Annotated in this window: 23 protein-coding genes; 13 read left to right on the plus strand and 10 right to left on the minus strand. The window is 71.9% G+C overall.

Annotated elements, in window-relative coordinates:
- Positions 1 to 76: 76 nt before the first annotated feature.
- From ACFWE2_RS06840 to ACFWE2_RS06850, 3 genes are read right to left on the minus strand one after another with little or no spacing between them, the layout of a single operon-like run.
- The gene (locus tag ACFWE2_RS06840) at positions 77 to 1,540 is read right to left on the minus strand and encodes an NAD-dependent succinate-semialdehyde dehydrogenase (protein WP_377223460.1); all 1,464 of its coding nucleotides are present in this window, start codon (positions 1,538 to 1,540) and stop codon (positions 77 to 79) included.
- A complete protein-coding gene (locus tag ACFWE2_RS06845) occupies positions 1,537 to 3,486 on the minus strand; it encodes an FAD-binding monooxygenase (RefSeq protein ID WP_377223461.1) in 1,950 nt (649 codons plus the stop codon). Before ACFWE2_RS06845 ends, ACFWE2_RS06840 begins: the two co-directional genes overlap by 4 nt.
- A 28-nt stretch (positions 3,487 to 3,514) precedes the next feature.
- The gene (locus ACFWE2_RS06850) at positions 3,515 to 4,894 is read right to left on the minus strand and encodes an MFS transporter (RefSeq protein ID WP_377223462.1); all 1,380 of its coding nucleotides are present in this window, start codon (positions 4,892 to 4,894) and stop codon (positions 3,515 to 3,517) included.
- Positions 4,895 to 5,088: 194 nt separating this feature from the next.
- Between ACFWE2_RS06850 and ACFWE2_RS06855 the strand changes: the two genes are divergently transcribed.
- From ACFWE2_RS06855 to ACFWE2_RS06880, 6 genes are read left to right on the plus strand one after another with little or no spacing between them, the layout of a single operon-like run.
- Positions 5,089 to 6,678: a fumarylacetoacetate hydrolase family protein gene (locus tag ACFWE2_RS06855; protein ID WP_377223463.1), complete on the plus strand. Its 1,590-nt coding sequence runs from the start codon at positions 5,089 to 5,091 to the stop codon at positions 6,676 to 6,678.
- Positions 6,675 to 7,424 (plus strand): GntR family transcriptional regulator, encoded by a 750-nt coding sequence (locus ACFWE2_RS06860; RefSeq protein WP_377223464.1) that lies wholly within the window; start codon positions 6,675 to 6,677, stop codon positions 7,422 to 7,424. The genes ACFWE2_RS06855 and ACFWE2_RS06860 overlap by 4 nt, the downstream gene beginning before the upstream one ends.
- Positions 7,421 to 8,956 (plus strand): 5-carboxymethyl-2-hydroxymuconate semialdehyde dehydrogenase, encoded by a 1,536-nt coding sequence (gene hpaE, locus ACFWE2_RS06865; RefSeq protein ID WP_377223465.1) that lies wholly within the window; start codon positions 7,421 to 7,423, stop codon positions 8,954 to 8,956. Before ACFWE2_RS06860 ends, hpaE begins: the two co-directional genes overlap by 4 nt.
- A 2-nt stretch (positions 8,957 to 8,958) precedes the next feature.
- A complete protein-coding gene (gene hpaD / locus ACFWE2_RS06870; RefSeq protein ID WP_377223466.1) occupies positions 8,959 to 10,065 on the plus strand; it encodes a 3,4-dihydroxyphenylacetate 2,3-dioxygenase in 1,107 nt (368 codons plus the stop codon).
- Complete coding sequence (gene hpaH, locus ACFWE2_RS06875) at positions 10,062 to 10,868, plus strand: 2-oxo-hept-4-ene-1,7-dioate hydratase (protein WP_377223467.1); 807 nt, start codon at positions 10,062 to 10,064, stop codon at positions 10,866 to 10,868. The genes hpaD and hpaH overlap by 4 nt, the downstream gene beginning before the upstream one ends.
- Complete coding sequence (locus ACFWE2_RS06880; RefSeq protein WP_377223468.1) at positions 10,853 to 11,656, plus strand: HpcH/HpaI aldolase/citrate lyase family protein; 804 nt, start codon at positions 10,853 to 10,855, stop codon at positions 11,654 to 11,656. The genes hpaH and ACFWE2_RS06880 overlap by 16 nt, the downstream gene beginning before the upstream one ends.
- On the opposite strand, the gene ACFWE2_RS06885 is transcribed toward ACFWE2_RS06880, so the two are convergent.
- The gene (locus ACFWE2_RS06885; protein WP_377223469.1) at positions 11,653 to 12,213 is read right to left on the minus strand and encodes a TetR/AcrR family transcriptional regulator; all 561 of its coding nucleotides are present in this window, start codon (positions 12,211 to 12,213) and stop codon (positions 11,653 to 11,655) included. The two genes, ACFWE2_RS06880 and ACFWE2_RS06885, sit on opposite strands and share 4 nt — an antisense overlap.
- Positions 12,214 to 12,388: 175 nt before the next feature.
- On the opposite strand from ACFWE2_RS06885, the gene ACFWE2_RS06890 reads away from it, so the two are divergent.
- Positions 12,389 to 13,903: an MFS transporter gene (locus tag ACFWE2_RS06890; RefSeq protein ID WP_377223470.1), complete on the plus strand. Its 1,515-nt coding sequence runs from the start codon at positions 12,389 to 12,391 to the stop codon at positions 13,901 to 13,903.
- A 28-nt stretch (positions 13,904 to 13,931) separates the two neighbouring features.
- Here the strand turns inward: ACFWE2_RS06890 and ACFWE2_RS06895 are convergent, their stop codons facing one another.
- From ACFWE2_RS06895 to ACFWE2_RS06905, 3 genes are all read right to left on the minus strand, one after another.
- A complete protein-coding gene (locus tag ACFWE2_RS06895) occupies positions 13,932 to 14,420 on the minus strand; it encodes a YybH family protein (RefSeq protein WP_377223471.1) in 489 nt (162 codons plus the stop codon).
- Positions 14,421 to 14,561: 141 nt separating this feature from the next.
- Entirely contained in the window at positions 14,562 to 15,026 is a 465-nt protein-coding gene (locus ACFWE2_RS06900; protein WP_377223472.1) for a zf-HC2 domain-containing protein, read from the minus strand.
- 122 nt (positions 15,027 to 15,148) lie between these two features.
- Positions 15,149 to 16,303: an epoxide hydrolase family protein gene (locus tag ACFWE2_RS06905; protein ID WP_377223473.1), complete on the minus strand. Its 1,155-nt coding sequence runs from the start codon at positions 16,301 to 16,303 to the stop codon at positions 15,149 to 15,151.
- Positions 16,304 to 16,364: 61 nt separating this feature from the next.
- On the opposite strand from ACFWE2_RS06905, the gene ACFWE2_RS06910 reads away from it, so the two are divergent.
- Positions 16,365 to 17,327 carry a helix-turn-helix transcriptional regulator gene (locus ACFWE2_RS06910; RefSeq protein WP_377223474.1) on the plus strand — a complete coding sequence of 321 codons (963 nt, stop codon included), beginning with the start codon at positions 16,365 to 16,367 and terminating at the stop codon, positions 17,325 to 17,327.
- A gap of 75 nt (positions 17,328 to 17,402) precedes the next feature.
- Here ACFWE2_RS06910 and ACFWE2_RS06915 read toward each other — a convergent pair whose 3' ends face one another.
- Positions 17,403 to 17,948, minus strand: coding sequence for a ferritin (locus tag ACFWE2_RS06915; protein ID WP_377223475.1), 546 nt, complete (start codon positions 17,946 to 17,948; stop codon positions 17,403 to 17,405).
- 72 nt (positions 17,949 to 18,020) lie between these two features.
- On the opposite strand from ACFWE2_RS06915, the gene ACFWE2_RS06920 reads away from it, so the two are divergent.
- Positions 18,021 to 18,428, plus strand: coding sequence for an ArsR/SmtB family transcription factor (locus ACFWE2_RS06920; RefSeq protein WP_377223476.1), 408 nt, complete (start codon positions 18,021 to 18,023; stop codon positions 18,426 to 18,428).
- Position 18,429: 1 nt separating this feature from the next.
- Positions 18,430 to 18,930, plus strand: coding sequence for an SRPBCC family protein (locus tag ACFWE2_RS06925; protein WP_377223477.1), 501 nt, complete (start codon positions 18,430 to 18,432; stop codon positions 18,928 to 18,930).
- A gap of 67 nt (positions 18,931 to 18,997) precedes the next feature.
- On the opposite strand, the gene ACFWE2_RS06930 is transcribed toward ACFWE2_RS06925, so the two are convergent.
- Entirely contained in the window at positions 18,998 to 19,483 is a 486-nt protein-coding gene (locus ACFWE2_RS06930) for a MarR family winged helix-turn-helix transcriptional regulator (RefSeq protein WP_377223478.1), read from the minus strand.
- 104 nt (positions 19,484 to 19,587) lie between these two features.
- Here ACFWE2_RS06930 and ACFWE2_RS06935 point away from each other — a divergent pair, with 104 nt between their 5' ends.
- The 3 genes from ACFWE2_RS06935 to ACFWE2_RS06945 are packed head-to-tail and all read left to right on the plus strand — an operon-like array spanning position 19,588 to position 22,025.
- Positions 19,588 to 20,646 (plus strand): LLM class flavin-dependent oxidoreductase, encoded by a 1,059-nt coding sequence (locus ACFWE2_RS06935; protein ID WP_377223493.1) that lies wholly within the window; start codon positions 19,588 to 19,590, stop codon positions 20,644 to 20,646.
- Positions 20,646 to 21,305, plus strand: coding sequence for an NADPH-dependent F420 reductase (locus tag ACFWE2_RS06940; protein WP_377223479.1), 660 nt, complete (start codon positions 20,646 to 20,648; stop codon positions 21,303 to 21,305). Before ACFWE2_RS06935 ends, ACFWE2_RS06940 begins: the two co-directional genes overlap by 1 nt.
- Before the next feature lie 60 nt (positions 21,306 to 21,365).
- Entirely contained in the window at positions 21,366 to 22,025 is a 660-nt protein-coding gene (locus tag ACFWE2_RS06945; protein WP_377223480.1) for a GNAT family N-acetyltransferase, read from the plus strand.
- A gap of 34 nt (positions 22,026 to 22,059) precedes the next feature.
- Here the strand turns inward: ACFWE2_RS06945 and ACFWE2_RS06950 are convergent, their stop codons facing one another.
- Positions 22,060 to 23,232 carry a MarP family serine protease gene (locus ACFWE2_RS06950; protein ID WP_377223481.1) on the minus strand — a complete coding sequence of 391 codons (1,173 nt, stop codon included), beginning with the start codon at positions 23,230 to 23,232 and terminating at the stop codon, positions 22,060 to 22,062.
- Positions 23,233 to 23,261: the final 29 nt, after the last annotated feature.

Raw genomic sequence — 23,261 nt, forward strand, 5'->3', positions numbered from 1 at the left:
CAGGTCCGGGTCTTCCTGGAGCACCCGGGGAGACCCGGACAAGCGCTCTACCTCGCGGTGACCGCGGGGGTGACCGTCACGCCGGGGTGAGCGTGTACTTGGTCTGGAGGTATTCGTGGATGCCCTCGGCGCCGCCCTCGCGGCCGAGGCCCGACATCTTCCAGCCGCCGAACGGCGCCGCCGCGTTGGAGACGACGCCGACGTTGAGCCCCATCATCCCGGTCTCCAGCCGCTCGATCATGCGCTGGCCGCGCGCCAGGCTCTCCGTGTAGACGTAGCTCACGAGCCCGTACTCGGTGTCGTTGGCCAGTGCCACCGCCTCGTCCTCCGTGTCGAACGTGGCGATGGCGAGCACCGGGCCGAAGATCTCCTCACGCAGGATGTCGCTGCCGGGCGCGACGCCCGTCAGGACCGTCGGCTCGAAGAAGCTGCCCGCCCCGTCGATGCGCGAGCCGCCGGTGGTGAGCGCCGCGCCCCGGGCCACCGCGTCCTGGACCAGCGCCTCGGCCTTCGCGACCGCCTTGTCGTCCACCAGCGGGCCGATGGTCACACCGGACTCGGTGCCGCGGCCGACCACGAAGTCGTTCACCGCGGCGGTCACCCGGCGGGCGAACTCGTCGGCGACCGAGGAGTGCACGATGAAGCGGTTGGCGGCCGTGCACGCCTGCCCGATGTTGCGGAACTTCGCCGCGAGGGCGCCGCTCACCGCCTGGTCCAGGTCGGCGTCGTCGAAGATCACGAAGGGGGCGTTGCCGCCGAGCTCCATGGACGTGCGCAGCACGCCCGGCGCGGCCTGCGCCAGGAGCTTCTGGCCGACGGGCGTGGAACCCGTGAAGGACAGCTTGCGCAGCCTCGGGTCGCTGATGATGGGCTCGGAGACGGCGCCCGAGCTGGACGTCGTGACCACGTTGACCACGCCGTCGGGCAGGCCGGCGTCCTGCAGCAGCTTCGCGAGGTAGAGCGTGGTCAGCGGCGTCAGCGCCGCGGGCTTGACCACCACCGTGCAGCCGGCCGCGAGGGCGGGCGCGATCTTGCGGGTCGCCATGGCCAGCGGGAAGTTCCACGGGGTGATGAGGAAGCAGGGCCCGACGGGGTGCTGGCTGACGATGACGCGGCCGGTGCCCTCGGGGTTAGGCCCGTAGCGGCCCGTGATGCGCACGGCCTCCTCGGAGAACCAGCGCAGGAACTCACCGCCGTACGTGACCTCGCCGCGGGCCTCCGTGAGCGGCTTGCCCATCTCGAGGGTCATCAGCAGCGCGAAGTCCTCGCTGCGCTCCTGGAGGAGGTCGAACGCGCGGCGGAGGATCTCGCCGCGGGTCCTGGCGGGCGTGGCGGCCCACGCTGCCGCTGCGTCGACGGCGGCGTCGAGCGCGGCCATGCCGTCTTCCGCGGTGGCGTCCGCGATGGACTTGATCGTCCTGCCGGTCGCCGGGTCCTCGACGGTCAGGGTGGCGCCGGCCGCGGCGGGCCGCCACGTGCCGCCGATGAGCAGCCCGTCGGGGACGGAGTCCAGCAGGTCGGACTCGCGGGTGTCGGTCATGTGTTCTCCTTTGTGGGCGTGTCCGTGGGCGTGGGCGTGCTCGTGGGGCGCGGGGTGTCCGGCTGGAGCAGCGCGCCGGCGAAGAACGCGCTGAGCTCGTCCGTCGCGCTGAGGGGGAGCACGGCGGCAACGTACTGGTCCGGCCGCACGACGACCACCACGCCGCCCCGGTCGATGCCCCGCAGCTCGAAGATGTCCTGCGCGGGGTCGGTCGCGTACACCTTCTCGTAGTCGACCAGCTCAAACGGGCCGACGCGGGGCTTGAAGACCTCCGGCACGTCGGGGAACTCCACGCCGAAGTGGTCCTGCTGGTAGACGACCTTGACGTCGAGCACCGAGTCCGGGTCCGTGCCGGCCGGGGTGTGGCGCAGCAGCGGAGAGTCGGGTGCCGTGCCCAGCCACCGCGCCCACTCCCGCAGCGCCGACGGCTCGCCGGGCGCCGCGGCGTCGGCGAACGCGTAGACGCGCCAGCGCCCGTCCGCGCGGGCGTGGTGCCCGAGGTGGGCGGGGTTGCCCTCGGCGACGCGCTCCACCGGGGCGGACTTGAACCGCTTGCCGACCGGGAAGCCGGTGGCGAGGTGCTGATGGACCGGCTCGGACACGATCATGGAGGGCTGGTACTGCGTCATGAACCCGCAGGGGAACTCGGCGGTCTTGACGTAGAAGTCCTCGAGATAGGTCGGGTCGGGCAGGTCCTCCGGGGGCGTGGCCATGAGGCGCGACCACTCCCGGTCGAAGTCGATGAGGTCCTGCGCGACGACCTGCCGCTCGGCCGAGTAGGTGGCCAGCAAGGACTCCGGGGCCCGGCCCGTCAGCACGTGGGCGAGCTTCCAGGCGATGTTCCAGCCGTCCTGCATCGACACGTTCATGCCCTGACCGGCCTTCGCGCTGTGCGTGTGGCACGCGTCGCCCGTGAGGAACACCCGGGGCGTGCGGATGCCGGTGAGGTCGTCCGATACGTCGTCGAAACCGTCGGTGACCCGGTGACCCACCTCGTACACGCTGTGCCACGGCACGTCCTTCACGTCCAGCGTGTACGGGTGGATGATCCGGTTCGCCCGCGCGATCACCTCGTCCAGCGACGTCGAACGGATGCGGGCGCCCTCACCCGGCGGCACCTCGCCGAGGTCGACGTACCAGCGGGCCAGGTACCCGCCCTCGCGGGGGATGAGCAGGATGGAGCCGCCGTCGTGCGACTGGATGGCGCACTTGGTGCGCACGTCGGGGAAGTCCGTCACCGCGAGCACGTCCATCACGCCCCAGGCATGGTTGGCCCGGTCACCGACGGGCTTGCGGCCGATCGCCTGCCGGACGGCGCTGTGCGCGCCGTCGGAGCCGACGACGTACCGGGCGCGCACCGTGCGCTCGCTGCCCTCCCGCGGTCCGGTCGTGTGCCGCAGCGTCACCGTGACGGGGTGCGTGCCCTCCTCGGCGACGGTGAGCCCCACGACCTCCAGCCCGTAGTCCGGGGTCACCCGGGCGGGGGCCTTCGCCGCGACCTCGGCGAAGTAGTCGAGCACCCGCGCCTGGTTGACGATCAGGTGCGGGAACTCGCTGATGCCGTTGGCGTCGTCCGGCGGGACGGCGCCGCGGACGATGTTCGCCGGGTTGGCGGGGTCGGGCTTCCAGAACGCCATCTCGGTGATCCGGTACGCCTCGGCGGTGATGCGTTCCGCGAACCCGAACGCCTGGAACGTCTCGACGCTGCGTGCCTGGATGCCGTCGGCCTGGCCCATCTCGAGGCGTCCGGCCCGCCGCTCGACGACATGGGTGCGGATGTCGGGGAACTGTGCGAGCTGCGCGGCGGCGATCATCCCGGCCGGTCCGCTGCCGACGACGAGCACGTCGACCTCGTCCGGCAGCTCGGCGGGGCGTTCGAGACCGTAGCCGGCGGCGGGCTGGACGCGCGGGTCGCCGGACACGTAGCCGTGATGGTGGAACTGCATCGTTCTTCCGTTCTGCTCGTGGTGCGGCTCAGGCCCTGGCGAGGCCGTAGACCGGGCTGGCGGCCTGCAGCTCCTCGTGGTCCGGCCCCAGCGGGATGCCGGTGCGGTCGCGCAGCATGAGCACCGCCGCCAGCCCGATCACCGTCATGCCCGCCAGGTACATCGTCACCGCTGTCGTCGTGCCCGTCGCCTGGACCAGGGCCGTCGCGATCGTCGGCGCGAAGGCGCCGCCCAGGATCGACCCGATCGCGTAGGAGATCGAGACGCCGGAGAACCGGATCGACGCCGGGAACAGCTCCGCGTACAGCGCCGCCTGCGGTCCGTACGTAAGGCCGAGGCCGACGGACAGGAAGCTCAGGCCGAGCAGCAGCGAACCGAACGTCCCGCCGTTGACCAGCGGGAACAGGGCGAGCACACCCGCGAGCTGCACCACGAAGCCGATCGCGTACGTGGTGCGCCGGCCGAGGCGGTCGGACACCGCGCCCGCGAACCACGTGGAAACGAGCCAGACGACGGCGGAGATCGTCACCGCCCAGAGCACCGGACCGCGGTCGAGGCCGACCGGGCCTGCCGGGTCGGACGCGTAGCGCTGGATGTAGCCGCCGGTGGTCATGTATCCGACGGCGTTGTTGCCGGCGAAGACGAGGGCGGCGACGACCACCAGCGGCGTGTGCCTGCGGAAGAGCCGCAGCAGCGGCTGACGGGTGGTCTCGGCGCGCTGGGCGATCTCGACGAACACCGGGCTCTCCTCGACGCTCCGGCGCACCCAGTACCCGATGCCGATGAGCACCACGCTCAGCAGGAACGGGACGCGCCAGCCCCAGGTGAGGAACGCCTCGCCGGGCGCGACGGCGTTCATGACGCCGAGCACCCCGGACGCGAGCAGCAGGCCGAGGGGGACACCGATCTGGGGCGAGGCCCCGAACAGGCCGCGCCGCTCGACCGGTGCGTGCTCGCAGGACATGAGGACAGCCCCGCCCCACTCGCCGCCCGCCGAGATGCCCTGCAGGATCCGGAGCAGCACCAGCAGGACGGGCGCGGCGACGCCGATCTGGGCGTAGGTCGGCAGCAGGCCGATCAGGGCGGTGGCCACCCCCATCAGGACCAGGGTCAGGACGAGCACGACGCGCCGCCCGTACCTGTCGCCGAGGTGCCCCGCGACGAACGCGCCGAGCGGGCGGAACAGGAAGCTGACGCCCACCGAGCCGAACGCCAGAAGGGTGCCGAGGCTCGAACCGGCAGGCTCGAAGAAGAGCTCGCCGAAGACGAGACCGGCCGCCGAGGCGTAGATGAAGAAGTCGTACCACTCGACCGTCGTGCCGACGATGGTCGCGAGGACGACGCGGCGGCGCTCGCTGGACTCGGGGGTTCGGGCCGCGGCGGGCCCGTCCGGGACTAGGCGTGACATCGCATGACTCCCTCGTCATCCGGGCCTGCCGTCGTTGGCGGGCCGGTGGTGGGCTCGGCCGGGTGGCCTTGCCGGGTTCTCACGGACCATATACGATTTGAGATACAAACCGCCAGAGGTCATCCGGATCGGTGTCAGCGGAAGCGGTGGAAAGGCCGGCGGAACGGCGGGCAAGTCGACGGGCAAGGGAGCTCATGGGTACCGACGCAAGTACCGAGGCGCAGGCCTCTGCGACGCGGACACCGGCCGCGGGCGGTCCGCTCGCGAAGCGGCCGGGCAAGATCGTCGCCGTCCACATCGCCTACCTGTCGCGCGCCGAGCAGCGCGGACGGCGGCCCGCCACGCCGTCGTACTTCCTCAAGCCGACGAGCTCGCTCGCCGCCACCGGAGGCGTGGTGGAGCGGCCGGCCGGCACGGAGCTGCTCGCGTTCGAGGGGGAGGTCGCGCTGGTCATCGGCAGGCCTGCCCGGCAGGTGTCCGTCGAGGAGGCCTGGGACCACGTCGCCGCGGTGACCGCCGCGAACGACCTGGGCGTCTACGACCTGCGCTGGGCCGACAAGGGCTCGAACGTGCGCTCGAAGGGCCGCGACGGCTACACGCCCCTCGGTCCGGCGCTCGTCGACGCCCGCACGGTCGATCCCGCCGGGCTGCGCGTCCGCACCTGGGTCAACGGAGAGCTCGTGCAGGAGGACACCACGGACGAGGACGCGCTGCTGTTCCCGTTCGCGCAGATCGTGGCCGACCTGTCCCAGCACCTCACGCTCGAGACCGGTGACGTCGTGCTCACCGGCACGCCCGCGGGCTCGAGCGTGGTGGTGCCCGGCGATGTCGTCGAGGTCGAGGTGGACGCCCCTGCGGCGCCCGGCGCGCCGACGTCGGGCCGCCTGGTCACCACGGTGGTGCAGGGCGACGTGCCGTTCTCGGACGTCGGCGCCGGGCCGAGGGTAGACGACACGCAGCGGGCCGAGGCGTGGGGGAGCCGCGAGGCGGCGGGCCTGGCGCCGGAGCCGGGTGCCGAGCCGGCTGCCGGGGCGGAGCCGTTCGCGCTTACCGACGAGCTCGCGGACAAGCTGCGCCGTGCGCCGGTCGCGGGGCTCTCCGCCCAGCTGCGCAAGCGCGGTCTGGACAACGTGCTCGTCGAGGGGGTGCGGCCCAACGTGCCGGGCGCGACGATCGTCGGCCGCGCGCGGACCCTGCGGTTCGTGCCGAACCGGGAGGACCTGTTCGCCGCGCACGGCGGCGGTTACAACGCCCAGAAGCGGATGTTCGACACCGTCGGCGCCGGCGAGGTCATCGTGATCGAGGCGCGCGGCGAGAAGGGGTCGGCGACCCTCGGCGACGTCCTGGCCCTGCGGGCCCACGTGCGCGGGGCCGCGGGTGTGGTCACCGACGGCGGCGTGCGTGACTTCGAGGCCGTGGCCGCGACGGGCCTCCCCGTCTTCTCGGGCGGTCCGCACCCGGCGGTGCTCGGCCGCAGGCACGTCCCGTGGGACACCGACGTCGCGGTCGCCTGCGGCGGAGCGACGGTGCTGCCGGGCGACATCGTCGTGGGCGACGCGGACGGCGTCGTCGTCGTGCCGCCGCACCTGGCCGAGGAGGTGGCCGACGCGACGATCGCCCAGGAGGAGCAGGACACGTGGGTCGCGCAGCAGGTGGCCGCCGGCCACCCCGTGGAGGGGCTCTTCCCGCCGAACGCCGAGTGGCGGGCGCGGTACGAGTCCTGGAGGTCGGAGGCACAGGGGGAACAGGCCCAGGCGCCAGGCGGACCGGGGGAGTCGCGATGACCGGCGGCGACGGGACGGCGTCGGCCGTCGAGACCGCGTTCGCCGGCGCGCTCAGCAAGTCCCAGCTCGCGTACGACTACCTGCGCGACCGCATAGCGCTGCACGAGCTGAGCCCCGGGTACCGCCTCGTGCTGCAGAGCATCGCCGACGAGCTGGCGATGAGCGTCGTGCCGGTGCGCGAGGCGATCCGGCGGCTGGAGGCCGAGGGCCTGGTCACCTACGAGCGCAACGTCGGTGCGCGGGTCGCGATGGTCGACGAGCACGGTTACGTCGACGCCATGCAGGCCCTCGGCGTCGTCGAGGGTGCCGCCACCGGGCTCTCCGCGCCCGCCATCTCGGCCGCGGACCTGCGGCGGGCGAGGGAGGTGAACGACCACCTGCGCGCGGTGCTCGACCACTTCGACCCCCACGCGTTCACCGCACTGAACCGGCAGTTCCACTCGGTGCTGTTCGAGTCGTGCCCCAACAAGCTGCTGCTCGACATGGTCCACCGCGGCTGGGCCCAGCTCTCCGGCCTACGGGACTCCACGTTCGCGTTCGTGCCCGGCCGGGCGAGGGACTCCGTGGCCGAGCACGCCCACATCCTCGACCTGATCGCCGGCGGCGCCGACCCGCTCGAGATCGAGATCGCCGCACGCAACCACCGCTGGGCGACCATGCAGGCATTTCTGGACGCCCGCGCCGACAGGACAGACCGCGCCGACAGGGCGGCACCCCGCCCGACACCACTCAGGGAGACCCCGTGACCGACGAGCCGACCAACCAGCCGACCCGCCACGTGCCGGCCGACCTGCCCAGCCGCGTCCAGCACTACATCGGCGGCAAGTTCGTCGACTCGGTCGACGGCGGCACGTTCGACGTGCTCGAACCGGTGACCAACGACGTCTACCTGCAGGCGGCGGCGGGCAAGCAGGCAGACGTCGACCTGGCCGTCGCCGCCGCGCGCGACGCCTTCCTGAACGGGCCCTGGCCGAGGATGCTCCCGCGCGAGCGATCGCGGATCCTGCACCGGGTCGCGGACATCGTCGAGTCCCGCGACGCCCGGCTGGCCGAGCTGGAGAGCTTCGACTCGGGCCTGCCGATCACCCAGGCGCTGGGCCAGGCCCGCCGCGCGGCCGAGAACTTCCGGTTCTTCGCCGACCTCGTGGTGGCGCAGGCGGACGACACCTTCAAGGTCCCGGGCCGGCAGATCAACTACGTCAACCGCAAGCCGATCGGCGTCGCAGGCCTCATCACGCCCTGGAACACGCCGTTCATGCTCGAGTCCTGGAAGCTCGGCCCCGCGCTCGCGACGGGTAACACCGTGGTGCTCAAGCCCGCGGAGTTCACGCCGCTGTCGGCGTCGCTGTGGGCGGGCATCTTCGAGGAGGCTGGTCTGCCCGCCGGCGTGTTCAACCTGGTCAACGGCCTCGGCGAGGAGGCAGGTGACGCGCTGGTCAAGCACCCGGACGTGCCGCTGATCTCGTTCACGGGCGAGAGCAGCACGGGGCAGCTCATCTTCGCCAACGCCGCGCCGTACCTGAAGGGCCTGTCGATGGAGCTGGGCGGCAAGTCACCGGCCATCGTCTTCGCCGACGCCGACCTGGACGCCGCGATCGACGCGACGATCTTCGGCGTCTTCTCGCTCAACGGCGAGCGCTGCACCGCGGGGAGCCGCATCCTCGTGGAGCGTGCGGTCTACGACGAGTTCGTCGAGCGCTACGCCGCCCAGGCGAAGCGGGTGGTGGTGGGCGACCCGCAGGACCCGCGTACCGAGGTGGGCGCGCTGGTGCATCCCGAGCACTACGACAAGGTCGTCTCCTACATCGAGATCGGCAAGAGCGAGGGCCGCCTCGTGGCTGGCGGCGGGCGTCCGGCGGGCTTGGGAGGAGGCAACTACGTCGAGCCGACGGTCTTCGCCGACGTGCCGCCGTCGGCCCGGATCTTCCAGGAGGAGATCTTCGGGCCGGTCGTGGCGATCACCCCGTTCGACACCGAGGAAGAGGCGCTCGCCCTGGCCAACGGTGTGAAGTACGGGCTGGCCGCCTACGTGTGGACGAACGACCTGAAGCGTGCGCACAACTTCTCGCAGGCCATCGAGGCGGGCATGGTCTGGCTCAACTCGAACAACGTGCGCGACCTGCGCACACCGTTCGGCGGGGTCAAGGCGTCCGGTCTCGGCCACGAGGGCGGCTACCGCTCGATCGACTTCTACACCGACCAGCAGGCCGTGCACATCACGCTCGGCAAGGTGCACAACCCGACTTTCGGCAAGCCGATCTCTGGCAAGGGAGCCTGAAGATGACCGACCCGATCCCCACGCCCCTGGCGCCGCCGCCGGACATCCTGCGGTGCGCCTACATGGAGCTCGTCGTCACCGACCTGGCCGCCTCGCGGAGCTTCTACGTCGACGTGCTCGGCCTGGTCGTCACCGAGGAGGACGACGACACGGTCTACCTGCGCAGCCTCGAGGAGTTCATCCACCATAACCTGGTGCTGCGCAAGGGTCCGGTTGCCGCCGTCGCCGCCTTCTCGTACCGGGTGCGCAGCCCCGAGGAGCTGGACCGCGCGGTCGCCTTCTACGCCGAGCTCGGCTGCCGCGTCGAGCGTCGAGCCGAGGGCTTCACGAAGGGCATCGGGGACTCGGTGCGGGTGATCGACCCGCTCGGCTTCCCGTACGAGTTCTTCTACGACGTCGACCATGTCGAACGCCTCGCGTGGCGGTACGACCTGCACACGCCCGGCGCGCTCGTGCGCCTGGACCACTTCAACCAGGTGACGCCGGACGTGCCGCGCGCCGTGCGGTTCATGGAGGACCTCGGCTTCCGCGTCACCGAGGACATCCAGGACGCCGAGGGCACGACGTACGCGGCCTGGATGCGCCGCAAGCCGACGGTTCACGACACGGCGATGACGGGCGGCGACGGCCCGCGCATGCACCACGTCGCGTTCGCGACGCACGAGAAGCACAACATCATCGCGATCTGCGACAAGCTCGGAGCGCTGCGCCTGTCCGACCGCATCGAGCGCGGCCCCGGCCGGCACGGCGTGTCCAACGCCTTCTACCTGTACCTGCGCGACCCGGACGGGCACCGCGTGGAGATCTACACGCAGGACTACTACACGGGCGACCCCGACAACCCGGTGGTGACCTGGGACGTGCACGACAACCAGCGTCGTGACTGGTGGGGCAACCCGGTGGTGCCGTCCTGGTACACCGAGGCGTCGCTCGTCCTCGACCTGGACGGCAAGCCCCAGCCGGTTGTCGCACGGACCGACGCCTCCGAGATGGCCGTGACCATCGGCGCCGACGGGTTCTCCTACACGCGTCCCGAGGACAACGGTGCTGGGGCCGACGCGCTGCCCTCGTGGAAGCAGGGCGAGTACAAGCTGGGGCACCAGCTGTGACGGGGGCGGGGGAGCGCAGCCTGGACGACGCGACGATCACCAGCATCGCCGACGAGCTGGCCCGCGCCGAGGCCGAACGGACGACCGTGCCGCTTTTGACGGCGCGATATCCCGGCATGACCGTCGAGGATTCCTACGCGGTGCAGAACACGTGGCGCCGGCGCGGCATCGAGGCCGGACGGCGCCCCGTGGGTCGCAAGATCGGGCTGACGTCGAAGGTCATGCAGGCCGCCACCGGCATCACCGAGCCGGACTACGGTGCGATCTTCGCCGACATGGTCTTCGACAACGGCGCGGTCATCGAGCACTCGCGGTTCTCGAACGTGCGGATCGAGGTGGAGCTGGCCTTCGTGCTGCGCGAAGGGCTCAAGGGACCGGACGTCACGGTGTTCGACGTCCTGCGCGCGACCGAGTACGTGGTCCCGGCCCTGGAGATCCTGTCGTCGCGGATCGAGATGTCCGGGCGCACCATCGTCGACACGATCAGCGACAACGCGGCCATGGGCGGCATGGTCCACGGCGGCAACCCCGTGCGGGTCGACCAGACCGACCTGCGCTGGGTCCCGGCGCTGCTCTACCGCAACGCGACCATCGAGGAGTCCGGTGTGGCCGCCGCAGTCCTTGGCCACCCGGCCACCGGCGTCGCCTGGCTGGCGAACAAGCTCGCCCAGCACGACGACGCGCTGGAACCCGGGGAGATCGTCCTCGCCGGCTCGTTCACCCGTCCAGTGTGGATCGAGCCCGGCGACACCGTGCTTGCCGACTACCGAGAGCTGGGGACCGTCTCGTGCCGATTCGTCTGACCCTCCCGCCCACGTTCCGCGACCGCATCGCCGGCTCGAACCGGCCGCAGGTCGGCATGTGGGTGTGCACCGGCAGCCCGATCGTGGCGGAGATCTGCGCGGGCGCAGGCCTCGACTGGCTGCTGATCGACGGCGAGCACTCGCCAATCGGCCTGGAGACGACGTCGGCGCTGCTGCAGGCGGTGGCGCCGTACCCGGTCACGCCGGTGGTGCGGGCGCCGTCGGACGATGCGGTCGTGCTCAAGCAGCTGCTCGACCTCGGTGCGCAGAACCTGCTGGTGCCCATGGTCGACACGGCCGAGCAGGCGGCCGCCGTCGTGCGGGCGGTGCGTTATCCGCCGCGGGGCATCCGCGGCGTGGGCAGCGCGCTGTCCCGGGGCGCGCGCTGGAACCGCGTGGCGGGCTACATGGCCGACGCCGACCGGTACGTCTCGCTGTTCGTGCAGGTCGAGTCGGTGACCGGCGTCGCGAACGCGGCGCGGATCGCGGCGGTCGACGGGGTCGACGGCGTCTTCGTGGGCCCGTCCGACCTGGCTGCCTCGATGGGCGTGCTCGGACAGCAGACGCACCCGGACGTCACGGCCGCGGTCCGGTCGACCTTCGAGGCGGTGCGCGCCGCGGGCAAGCCCGTCGGCGTCAACGCCTTCGACCCGGCGGTGGCTCGGTCGTACCTGGAGGCGGGGGCGTCCTTCGTGCTGGTCGGGGCCGACGTCGCGCTGCTGGCCCGCGGCTCGGAAACCCTGGCCGACACCTGGATCGGCAGCAGCGAGGGCGAGGCGGACGGCTAGCGGTCGACGAACGTCAGCGCGAGCAACTGTTCCCGGAGCCGCGTCAGCTCCTCCGGTGCGGACTCCATGCCCCAGACCGGCTGGGCGCTGACGCCGTCCGCCGCCGCGAGGACGAGCGACAGCACGTCCTCGGGGAGACCATCGGCCCGCAGGTCCTCCTGCCAGCGCTGCGCGTCGGCGCGCGCGAGCTCGGTGACCGCGTCCACCGTCGAGAGGTGCGCGATCACCACCAGCGCGTCGCGAGACGCCGCCGGGTCCAGCGCGCCCTCGATCGACACCCGCACGTAGCCGCGCACCAGGCGTCCGGGAGCGTCGTCGTCCGGTGGGACGGCGGCCAGCACCGCGGCCCGGAACCGCTCGAGCCAGTCGGCGGCCATCGCCAGCAGCAGCTCCTGCTTGCTCGCGAAGTGGTAGAGCAGGCCGCCCTTGGAGACCCCCGCGCGGCGTGCGACGTCGTCGAGGGTCGCCGAGATCCCGCGCTCGCGGACCAGGCGGCTCGCCGCGTCCAGCAGCGCGGCGCGCGTCTGCTCCGGGTCCCTGCCCGCCGTCCGACCCACTGACCAACACCTCACCCTCGGATGTGCCACTCGGCACGGACTGTCTCGGCATGGACTATAGGGCCCGCCGGTCAGAGCTCACCGACCGGAGCCCACCGACCGGAGCCCACCAATCAGAGCACGCTGCCCGGGGCATGTGGAAGAAACTGTACCGGCTGGACGGTACAGTAGTGGGATGACCGCTTCAGCTCCTGTCCTCCCGACGCGCCGCAGGTGGGCCGCGCTCGCCGTCCTCGTGCTCGCGGTCGGCCTGCTCGCCATCGACGGGACCGTCCTCTACCTGGCGGTCCCGTCACTGACCCGCGACCTCGCACCGACCGCCACCCAGGTGCTCTGGATCGGCGACATCTACTCGCTGGCCATCGCCGGGCTCCTCGTCGCGATGGGCACCCTTGCCGACCGGGTCGGGCGCAAGCGCCTCCTGCTCATCGGGTCGACGGCGTTCGGCGCGGCCTCGGCGCTCGCGGCCTTCGCGCCGAGCGCGGAGATCCTCGTCCTCGCCCGCCTCCTGCTCGGCGTGGCGGGCGCGACGATCATGCCCTCGACGCTCTCGCTCATCCGCACGCTGTTCCCCGAGGCGCGCGAGCGCAGCCGGGCCATCGCCGTGTGGTCGGCGGCGGCCGGCGGTGGCGCCGCCGTCGGACCCCTGATCGGCGGCGCACTGCTCGAGCACTTCTGGTGGGGCTCGGTCTTCCTCGTGAACGTCCCGGTGGTCGTCGTGCTCGTCATCGCGGGCGCGGTGCTGCTGCCCGAGGCGAAGGACCCCGAGCCCGGGCGCCTCGACGTCCTGTCGGTCGTGCTGTCGTTCGCGGCGGTGATGCCCCTGGTGTGGTCGATCAAGCACGCGGCGTCCGAGGGCGTTGACGCGACGGCGGTCGGGGTGCTGGCGCTCGCGGTGCTGTCCGGCGTCGGTTTCGTGCGTCGCCAGGCCCGCCTGGTCGCCGACGGGCGCGGTCCGCTGCTCGACGTCGGGCTCTTCAAGATCCCGGCGTTCAGCGGAGCCGTGGCGGCGAACCTGATAGCGATCTTCGCGCTCACCGGCATGCTGTTCTTCTTCTCGCAGTACCTCCAGCTCGTGCGGGGTTATTCGCCGCTGGTCGCCGGTGTCGCCGAGCTGCCCGCCACCATCGCGTCGATCGTCGTGGTCGTGGTGGTGGGCTGGTCCATCACGCGGTTCGGCCGCGGCCCCGCCATCGCCCTCGGTCTCGGGGTCACGGCGCTCGGCATGGTCGCGATCGCGGTGGCCGAGGGTGCCGACCACTACGCGTGGCTCGCGCTGGCCCTCGTGCCCGCCGGCCTGGGGGTCGGTCTGGCGATGACCCTGACCACCGACGCCGTCGTCTCCGCGGTGCCGCCCGCGAAGGCGGGCGGGGCGTCGGCGATCTCCGAGACCGCCTACGAGCTCGGCGTCGCGCTGGGGGTCGCCGTGCTCGGCTCGCTCGTCACGCTGGGCTACCAGGCGCGCGTCACGCTGCCCGCCGACCTGACCGCGGGCGACCGGGCGCAGGCGGGCGACTCGCTCGCCTCGGCGGTGGCGGTCGCCGGCGAACGGGCGGACGTCCTGGACGCGGCCAGGGAGGCGTTCGTCGCCTCTCTCCAGGTCGCGTGCGTGGTGGCAGCGGTGCTGACCGCGGTAGCGGCCCTGGTCGCGTGGCGGCTCATCCCGGCAGAGGGCAAGAACGTCCGGTGAGCAGTGAGCGGTCGGCAGGCCGGGCCGGTCAGGGCGCCAGGTCCGCCACGCCTCTGCCGCTGCGGACGTCGAACGGTACGGACACCTGGTCGTGCGTGATCAGCCACTCGCCGTCGACCCTGCGGAAGCAGAGCGTGGCCCGGACCCACATGCCGCCGGTCTCCGCACCGGTCGCCAGGGTGCCGCTCAGCCTGCCGAAGCCGTGCGCGAAGGCGACGTTATCGTCGACGGTGAACGCCAGGTCACGCAGCTCGTAGCACACGTCGCGGAAGAAGGTGAAGACACTCGTCCAGCTCCGCAGCTTCGCCTCGCGGCCGAGGTGCTGCAGCGGCGGCTCGACGTCGAAGGACACGACGTCGCTCGCGTAGAGCCGGCCCAGCCCGTCGAGATCCTTGGCCTCGATCCGCTCGACCAGCGCGTCCACCCGCTGCCGGACCTGCGCCTCGCCCGCTGCGTTGATCGTCCTGCCGCTTACGTCGTCGCCCGCGATCCCGGTGGCTTCGCTTCCCGTGGTCATCGTCCGTGGTCCCTTCGGTCCGGTGAGTTCGTCACGATGACCTGACGCCTCGAGCCCGCCGGATGTGACAGGCCGACCGTCACGTTCGCTCAGCGGGTCCGCCGGCGTTCCAGTCGAATCGTGTAGACCGTGCCGGCCGGCTCAGTCCTGTGCGTCGGCGCCGGCCCGGGGCGCGCGGTGCCGTCCGCCTCGGTGGCCGTCGGCAACCAGCCGTCGTCCGAGGCCGCGGAGCGTCCAGGAGACCTCGCGGACGTCGATGAACGCGCGTGTGCACCCGGCGCAGCCGTCCAGATGGAGCTCGACACGGTGACGTCTGCCGGGGGCCAGTCGTCCGTGGAGGTAGTCGTGCAGTGCGGCGCGAGCGGCGCGGCACTCGGGCCGGCGTGCGTCCTGGTTGTATGCGTCCCTGCTGCGGGCGGACCGTACGGGAGCCCCGACCCGGTCGGCGGGGTCGGTCAGGCCGGCGAGCGCGGAGCGGAGCTGGGCGACGGCGGTCGGCTGGGCGGCGGCCGGCCGGGTGACCGGCCTGTCGACCGGTGCGGTGCCCGGCTCGGTGCCCGACCCTGGGCGCGGCCGGTCGACCCGAGGAGCGCCCGTGGCCGTCATGCGAACCCGTCCCCTTCGATCCCTGGTTTCCGACCCGCGGGCAACGGTTCCACGAGTAGGGTGCCGCGCAACTCGGGCGAGCTGCGCGACACCCTCTGCGACGCCCTCCGCGTCGCTCCTGCTCAGCGCAGCCGGCGGAAGAACCCGCGGATGTCGTCGATCAGCAGGTCAGGCGCGTCGTGCGCCGCGAAGTGCGAGCCCGTCTCGTACACGTTCCACGAGACTATGTTCTTGTGGTCCCGCTCGGCGAATGCGCGGATCGAGTGGAAGTCCCAGGCGAAGTTGGCCAGCCCGATCGGCACGGTGGTCGGCTCGGTCGGCTTGTCCGTGGCGTGGAAGTCCTCGTAGTAGAGCCGTGCCGACGACGCCGCCGTGTTGGTGAGCCAGTAGATCATCGTGTTCGTGAGCACGTAGTCGGGGTCGAGGTTCGGGCCGAGGAGCTGCGCGTTCCAGCCGAGCTGTCCCACCGGGGAGTCCGCGAGCGCGTGCGAGAGCGTCTGCGGGGCGGTCGACTGCAGCTTGTCGTACGCGCCGCCGTTCTCCAGCCACCAGGCCAGGAACTCGACGTTCTTCTGGTCCTCCGGCGACAGGCCCTCCAGCTCGGCGGGATCGCCGGACGGGAACGAGAAGATCTGGGTCACGTGCACCCCCAGCACGTGCTCGGGGTCGAAGCGCCCGACCTCCGGCGAGATGAGGGAGCCGCCGTCGTTGCCGTGCGCGCCGTACTTCTCGTACCCGAGGCGGTGCATCAGCTCGGCCCACGCCTTCGCGATCCGGTACCGGTTCCAGCCCTTGTCGGTGGTGTGGCCCGAGAAGCCGAAGCCCGGCACCGACGGGATCACCAGGTGGAACGCGTCGGCCGGGTCACCGCCGTGGGCCCGCGGGTCGCTCAGGCGGTCGATCACGTCCAGGTACTCGACCACCGTCGTCGGCCAGCCGTGCGTGAGCAGCAGGGGAGTCGCGTCCGGCTCGGGGGAGCGGACGTGCATGAAGTGCACGTTCTGTCCGTCGATGGTCGTGGTGAACTGCGGATACTCGTTCAGCCGCGCCTCCCAGGCGCGCCAGTCGTACTCCTCGCGCCAGCGCCGGACGAGGCCCTGCAGGTACTCGAGCGGGACGCCGTAGTCGCCGCCGACGTCGGGCAGCTCGTTGGTCCAGCGCACGCGGGCCAGGCGCTGGTCGAGGTCGTCGAGGTCGGCCTGGGGGATGTCGATACGGAACTCGTCGATGCTGTTCTCGTTGATGCTCTGCTCGTTGACCTGCTCGTTGATGTCCATGTCTTCACTCTGACAGCCCATTAGGAAGACTCGCTTCCTCATAGCGTGCGAATCTTGGGTCATGTTGGAAACCTCCGCGCGGCTCCTGCGCCTGCTCTCGCTCCTCCAGCTCCCGCGCGACTGGACCGGTACCGAGCTGGCCCAGCGGCTCGGGGTGAGCGGGCGGACCGTACGCACCGACGTCCAGCGCCTGCGGGACCTCGGGTACCCGGTGGCGGCCACCCGCGGGAACGTCGGCGGCTATCGCCTCGGGGCCGGCGCGGACCTGCCGCCGCTGCTGCTCGACGACGACGAGGCGGTAGCGGTCACCGTCGGGCTCCGGACGGCGACGGGCGGCGCCATCGCGGGGATCGAGGAGGCGTCGCTCCGGGCGCTGGCCAAGCTGGAGCAGGTGCTGCCGTCCCGGCTGCGTCGCCGGGTCAGCGCGCTGCAGACCTATACGGTGCCGGTGCCCCGCGATGACGCGGGACCGTCCGTCGACACGGAGATCCTGACGGCGCTCGCCGCCGTCTGCCGGGACCGTGAGCGGCTCCGGTTCGACTACGCGGACCACTCCGGCGCGGCCACCGTGCGCGCGGTGGAGCCCTACCGGCTGGTGAGCTGGGGCCGCCGCTGGTACCTCTTCGCGTGGGACCTGGACCGGGACGACTGGCGCACCTTCCGCGTCGACCGGATGCGGCCGCGCATCCCTGCCGGCCCGCGGTTCGCTCCGCGCGAGCTGCCGGACGACGTCGCGGCGTACGTGTCGAGCCGGGTCTCCGCCGCCGCGTGGCGCTACCGGGCGCGGGTGACCGTGCACGCTCCCGCCGAGGTGGTGGGCGAACGGATCAGCCCGGCGGTCGGCGTCGTCGAACGCGTCGACGAGCACACGTGCGTGCTGGACACCGGCGCCGACACCGTGGAGACCCTCGGCGCGCACCTGGGGCTGCTCGACGCGGACTTCGAGGTGACGGGCCCGCCGGAGCTCGTCGCCCACCTCCGCCGTCTGGCGACCCGCTACGCCCGCTCGACCCCGCCCACCTGATCGTTGAGTGCTGGGTATTTGCCCTTCCCGAGCCGGGAAAGGGGCAAATACCCAGCACTCAACGGGTGAGGTGGGTCAGAGGGCTCCGCCTGCTGCCCTCGGGGCAGTGGTGGACTCGCCCGCGTCGCCGATCGTCTCGCGCGCCACGTAGTTCTCGAGGTCGAACAGGTTGTCGCCGGCCCGCTTGGCGACGGTGACGAGAGTGGTCGCCGCCGCGACCTCCTCGACCTGCTCCTCGAGGAACCACATGAGGAACTGCTCGCCCAGGGCGTCGCCCTCCTCGCGTGCCGCGCGGAAGATCGCCTCGATCTGCCGCGTGACCTGCTGCTCCTGGTCCAGCGCGAGCTGGAGCGGCTCGATCACGTCCGTGAAGTCGTTGCGCACAGCGGGGGTCCCGGGGATCTGCACGGGCAGGCCGCGGTCCAGGTGGTACTGCACGATCATCATCCCGTGGTTGCGCTCCTCGAGCGCCTGCCGGTAGAAGTGCGCGGCCAGCTGCGGCAGGTCGTGGCTGTCGAACCAGACAGCGATCGCCACGTACTGCAGGTGCGCGGCCAGCTCGTGGCCCACCTGCTCGCCCAGCAGGCGCAGGTACTGCGAATTCTCCGAGGTCGTCGTCATGCCGCTCACGCTACCCGGGGTCGGGGACACTCCGCCTCTTGACACATGCCCATATGGGTATATGTTTGAGCCATGGCACGAGCAGCTACCACTACCGACGCGTTCAACGCGGTGGCCGAGCCGCGCCGTCGCGAGATCCTCGACGCCCTGGCCGGCGGCGAGCTCGCGGTGGGCGACCTGACTGAGCTGCTCGGGCTCACCCAGCCGCAGGTGTCCAAGCACCTGCGGGTCCTGAGGGAGGTGGGGCTCCTGGACGTGCGCGACGACGGGCGCCGTCGTCTGTACCGCGTGAACGGCGCGCCGCTGCGCGCGGTGCACGACTGGGTGGCCCGCTACGAACGGCTCTGGAACGAGCGGTTCGACCTGGTCGACGACGTGCTCGCCGAGCTCACCGACACCGACACCGACACCGATGCCGGCACCGGCACAGAGACAGAGACCGAGACGCAGACCGAGACAGAAACCGGAAGAGGAGACTGATATGGCCACCACGACCAAGGGCACCGCCGTCCTGACGCTACCCAGTGACACCGAGATCCTGGTCACCCGGGAGTTCAACGCACCGCGCCACCTCGTGTGGCAGGTGCTCACCGAGCCCGACCTGATCAAGCGCTGGTGGGCGGGGCAGCGCGGGACCGTGACGAGCGCATCCGTCGACCTCCGCGTCGGCGGCACGTGGCGATACGTCATGACGGCCGACGGCGGGTTCGAGGTGGGCTTTCACGGCGAGTTCCGCGAGATCGACGCGCCGGCGAGCATGGTGCAGACCGAGGTCTACGAGGGGGCGCCCGACGGCGACTCGGAGCCCACCCTGAACCACTACACGCTCACCGAGCGCGACGGGCGCACAACGCTCACGGTCCGCACGGTCACGTCGAGCAAGGAGCTGCGCGACCTGATCATCGACTCCGGCATGGAGGGCGGCATGCAGGAGGGCTACGACCTCCTGGAGGAGCTGGCGGTGAACCTGGCGGCGTCCTGACCCCCGGCGTCGTTGAGTGCTGGGTATTTGTCGTTCCACGAGCCGAAGCTCGACAAATACCCAGCACTCAACGGAGGGCGGTTCGGAGGGCTGCCGTCAGCTCCTCGACCTGGGTCAGCTGCTCTGGCGTCAGGGCGTCCACGAACAGCTCGCGGACGGCGCGCAGGTGCGGGACCGACGCGCTCCGGAAGGCATGTGCACCCTGGTCCGTGAGCACCACCTCGGCGCCGCGGTAGTCGACGGCGCAGTCGTCACGGCGGATGAGGCCCCGCCCCTCCATGCGCCGGATGTGATGGGACAGCCGGCTGCGCTCCCAGCCGACGGCGTCCGCGAGCTCGGAGGAGCGCAGCCGGCGTCCGTCCGCCTCGCTCAGGGCGAGCAGCACCGCGTAGTCGCCGGGCGAGAGCGCCGACTCCTCGTGCAGGCGGCTGCTCAGCCGCGTGTTCAGCGCCTGCGCGGTCTCGATGAACCCGCGCCAGATGCGAAGCTCGTCCGCCGTCGGCGACTGCCGGGTGCCTGCCCGGCTCGGGCGGGGTGGCGTGTCCTGCGTCACGGTGACCTCCAGTGATTGACGTGTCAACCATATCGGGCGCATGATTGACACGTCAATCAAATGTGCAGGGCAGTCGTGGAGGAGTCCTTATGGGCGACATCGAGATGGGCGACATCGAGTTCGGCATCGACACTTTCGGCGACCTGCCGCGGGACGACCGCGGTGAGGTCATGTCCCACGGCGCGGCCATCCGCAGCACCGTCGAGGAGGCGGTGCTCGCGGACCAGATCGGGATCGACGTGATCGCCGTCGGCGAGCACCACCGGCCCGAGTTCGCGATCTCCACGCCGGAGACGGTGCTGGCCGGCATCGCGACCGGCACCTCGAAGATCAAGCTCGCCTCCGGCGTGACCGTCCTGAGCTCGGACGACCCGGTGCGGGTGTTCCAGCGGTTCGCGACCGTCGACGCGCTGTCGAACGGCCGGGCCGAGGTCATCCTCGGGCGCGGCTCGTTCACGGAGTCGTTCCCGCTGTTCGGCTACGACCTGCGCGACTACGACCAGCTCTTCGAGGAGAAGATCGACCTGTTCGTGAAGCTCCTCGACGAGAAGCCGGTCACCTGGGAGGGCACGCTGCGGCCGGCGCTGGAGAACGCCGACGTCTTCCCCAAGACGGACTCGGGCCGCCTGACCACCTGGGTCGGCGTGGGCGGCTCGCCGCAGTCGGTGATCCGCACCGCCCGGTACGGCCTGCGGCTGATGCTCGCGATCATCGGTGGGGCGCCCGAACGGTTCGTGCCGTACGTCGACCTCTACCGCCGGGCGACCAGGGAGCTCGGCACCACCGCCTACCCGGTGGGCATGCACTCGCCGGGCTTCGTCGCCGAGACGGACGAGAAGGCGATGGAGCTGTTCTACCCGGGGTACAAGGTGATCCGCGACCGCATCGGCGCCCTGCGTGGCTGGCCGCCCCTGCGCCGCGAGGAGTTCGAGGCGGACGTCGCCGAGGGCTCGCTCTACGTGGGCTCGCCCGAGACCGTCGCCCGCAAGATGGCCCGCGCCATCGGCGCCCTCGACGTCGGCCGGTTCGACCTCATCTACTCCTCGGCGGGCACGGTCCGCGCGAGCGACCGGCTGCGCGCCGTCGAGCTCTACGGCACGCAGGTCGTCCCGATGGTCCGCGAGCTGCTCGCCGAGCAGCCGGCAAAGGTGGAGGTGGCGTGATGGCGGCCGCTCCCGTGCGCACGCTCGGCATCCTCGGTGCCGGCAAGGTCGGCACGGTGCTCGCCCGTCTCGCGGTCGCGGCCGGGTACCGCGTGCTCGTGGCGGGCTCCGGCGACCCGGCCCGGATCGCGCTCACCGTGGAGGTCCTCGCCCCGGGGGCCCGCGCGGTCGACGGGGAGACGGCGGCCCGCGAGGCGGACGCCGTCGTCCTCGCCCTCCCGCTCGGCAGGTACCGGTCGATCCCGGCCGGCGCGCTGGAGGGCAAGCTCGTCGTCGACTCGATGAACCACTGGTGGGAGATCGACGGGCCCCGCGACGGGATCCTGGCGGCGGGGGAGTCCACGAGCGAGCTCGTCCAGGCCGCGCTCCCGGGCGCGCGCGTCGTCAAGGCGTTCAACCACATGGGCTATCACGACCTGGAGGACGGAGCCCGGCCGGCCGGCGCACCCGGCCGCAAGGCGATAGGGATCGCCGGCGACGACCAGGCCGACGTCGCGGCGGTGGCCGCGATCGTGGACGCGCTCGGCTTCGACCCGGTGGTCGTCGGAAAGCTCGCCGAAGGGGTCCGCATGGAGCCCGGCACGCCGGCGTTCGGTGCGAACGTCGATGCCGGGCGGCTCGAGGAGATGCTGGACGGCGACCGCTCGGCCGCTCGGTAGCATCAGTCTGCCGCCGGACAGGTCGGCACCGGACGCACGCTGGGCGCAAGGGGGGGAACGATGGTGACGCGGCTCGCACGCCAATGGGTGCTCGGCTGGGCGGTCTCGCGGGGGACCGAACCGCCCGTCGAGCAGGCGGAGGGTTTACGCATCGACGTCGGGCTGCCGCACCACGTGGCACGGTACGTGCTGCTCGACGCCGACGAGGCCGCGGTGGAGGCCGCCGTCCGCAAGATCGCCGGATCGGTCACGGTGCCGAACACCTGGCTCAAGGCGTTCGTCGCGCCGGAGCTCGTCGCGTCCTGGCTCCCGCCCGGCTGGACGTCCGGGCCGCCGACCTTCCTCATGGCCACCGGTCTCCCGGCCATGGAGCTGCGCCCGTCGCAGGTGCGTGCCCCCGACGGGTACGCGCTGACCACCGAGACCACGGCAGGCGTGACCTTCGTCCGCGTGCTCGCCGCCGACGGCGCGGTCGCAGCCCGCGGACAGATCGCGGTGACCGGCGAGAGCGCCGTCGTCGACCAGGTGGAGACCGATCCCGCTCACCAGCGCCGCGGCCTGGGCAGCCTGGTGATGCGCACGCTGGCGAACGACGCCGTCGCGAGGGGCGCCTCGACGGGCGTGCTCGGGGCGAGCGCCGAGGGCCGAGCCCTGTACGAGGCGCTGGGCTGGCAGGTGCACGCGCCGCTCGCCGGGTTCGTCTACCGGGCTACTGCCTGAACCCTGCCGGTCGGGCGGTCGGGCGGTCAGACCCTCAGCTCGCGCACTGCCCCGTCGACACCGGCGTGTCCAGCGCGGTGGCCTGCTCGGCGACCGGGAGCAGCTCGGCGCTCGTCATTGCGTAGCCGATGTTCTCCTCGGAGACGTCGCGTGCGAAGACGACACCGGCCACGTCGCCCCCGGTGGTCAGGAGCGGGCCGCCCGAGTTGCCGGGGCGTACCTCGGCGGCCAGGGAGTAGACCTCGCGGTCGTTCGCGCCGCGTCCGTACGAGTCCGGCACGCGGGTCGTGCTGACGCTGAGCACCCCGGCGCTGCCCGAGGTGAACGGGCCGCCGTAGGGATACCCCTGGACGACGGCGCGGTCACCCACCGAGAGGGTCGGCGCGATGTCGAGCGGGTCGGCGGCCAGCCCGCTGACGGCGATCACCGCGAGGTCGTCGACGGGGTCGTAGTACACGACCCGGCCCTCCCGGACCTCGCCGCCGGGCAGCTCGACGACCGGAAGGTCGACACCCGCCACGACGTGCGCGTTGGTCACCAGGCGGTCGGGCGCCACGACGAAGCCCGACCCGGTCGAGCTCTTCCCGCACGCGTACGCGATGCCCGAGATCCGGGCCACCGACTGTGCGGAGGCCTCCAGGTCGGCGTTGTCGAGGTCGACGGCCGGCACCACCGGCGTGTCCCGCGGCACCATCAGGATGTTCAGGCGCGGCAGGCCGTCGTCGAGCACCATGGCGCGCATCTCGGCGAGCGGGCGGCCGACGGCGGGCGGCGTCAGCTCGTCGATCGTGCGCAGGACGGCGGACGACGAGACCGCCGAGGCGACGCCAGGCGCACCGGTGGCGCTCACCGCGTTGCCGACGAACGAGAGCGCGAGGGCGACGACGCCCACGTTCGCGACCCCGCCCAGCAGTCGCTCGAGCGGGCGGAGCGAGGTGCGGTCGACGCCCTGGCGCAGGCTCCGGCCCATGCCCGCCCCGACGGACGCGCAGAACAGCGGCAGCAGGACGGCCACGGCGACGGACACCGGTCCGCGCCACTCGGACGTGGGCAGCAGGTCGTTGACAGCGGGGACCGCCCAGAAGGCGGCGACGCCGCCGACGATGAGCCCGATCAGGCCGCCGAGCGTAGCCAGGAGGCCACGGCTCAGACCCGCCATGAGGGCCATGAACAGCACCACGAGAAGCACCAGGTCGAACAGCTGCACGGGGCTCCTTCGGGGGCGGTGGGCTACGG

It is taken from the genome of Promicromonospora sp. NPDC060271 (assembly GCF_042726755.1).
GTDB lineage: Bacteria > Actinomycetota > Actinomycetes > Actinomycetales > Cellulomonadaceae > Promicromonospora.

What these genes read in the sequence shown, in the direction of transcription:
- ACFWE2_RS06860 (WP_377223464.1), top strand. Translation starts at nt 6,675, where the DNA reads ATGACCGGCGGCGACGGGACGGCGTCGGCCGTCGAGACCGCGTTCGCC.
- ACFWE2_RS06890 (WP_377223470.1), top strand. Translation starts at nt 12,389, where the DNA reads ATGACCGCTTCAGCTCCTGTCCTCCCGACGCGCCGCAGGTGGGCCGCG.
- ACFWE2_RS06910 (WP_377223474.1), top strand. Translation starts at nt 16,365, where the DNA reads ATGTTGGAAACCTCCGCGCGGCTCCTGCGCCTGCTCTCGCTCCTCCAG.
- ACFWE2_RS06850 (WP_377223462.1), bottom strand. Translation starts at nt 4,894, where the DNA reads ATGTCACGCCTAGTCCCGGACGGGCCCGCCGCGGCCCGAACCCCCGAG.
- ACFWE2_RS06845 (WP_377223461.1), bottom strand. Translation starts at nt 3,486, where the DNA reads ATGCAGTTCCACCATCACGGCTACGTGTCCGGCGACCCGCGCGTCCAG.
- ACFWE2_RS06945 (WP_377223480.1), top strand. Translation starts at nt 21,366, where the DNA reads ATGGTGACGCGGCTCGCACGCCAATGGGTGCTCGGCTGGGCGGTCTCG.
- hpaD (WP_377223466.1), top strand. Translation starts at nt 8,959, where the DNA reads ATGACCGACCCGATCCCCACGCCCCTGGCGCCGCCGCCGGACATCCTG.
- ACFWE2_RS06940 (WP_377223479.1), top strand. Translation starts at nt 20,646, where the DNA reads ATGGCGGCCGCTCCCGTGCGCACGCTCGGCATCCTCGGTGCCGGCAAG.
- ACFWE2_RS06915 (WP_377223475.1), bottom strand. Translation starts at nt 17,948, where the DNA reads ATGACGACGACCTCGGAGAATTCGCAGTACCTGCGCCTGCTGGGCGAG.
- ACFWE2_RS06925 (WP_377223477.1), top strand. Translation starts at nt 18,430, where the DNA reads ATGGCCACCACGACCAAGGGCACCGCCGTCCTGACGCTACCCAGTGAC.
- ACFWE2_RS06920 (WP_377223476.1), top strand. Translation starts at nt 18,021, where the DNA reads ATGGCACGAGCAGCTACCACTACCGACGCGTTCAACGCGGTGGCCGAG.
- ACFWE2_RS06905 (WP_377223473.1), bottom strand. Translation starts at nt 16,303, where the DNA reads ATGGACATCAACGAGCAGGTCAACGAGCAGAGCATCAACGAGAACAGC.
- ACFWE2_RS06935 (WP_377223493.1), top strand. Translation starts at nt 19,588, where the DNA reads ATGGGCGACATCGAGTTCGGCATCGACACTTTCGGCGACCTGCCGCGG.
- ACFWE2_RS06895 (WP_377223471.1), bottom strand. Translation starts at nt 14,420, where the DNA reads ATGACCACGGGAAGCGAAGCCACCGGGATCGCGGGCGACGACGTAAGC.
- ACFWE2_RS06840 (WP_377223460.1), bottom strand. Translation starts at nt 1,540, where the DNA reads ATGACCGACACCCGCGAGTCCGACCTGCTGGACTCCGTCCCCGACGGG.
- ACFWE2_RS06900 (WP_377223472.1), bottom strand. Translation starts at nt 15,026, where the DNA reads ATGACGGCCACGGGCGCTCCTCGGGTCGACCGGCCGCGCCCAGGGTCG.
- ACFWE2_RS06855 (WP_377223463.1), top strand. Translation starts at nt 5,089, where the DNA reads ATGGGTACCGACGCAAGTACCGAGGCGCAGGCCTCTGCGACGCGGACA.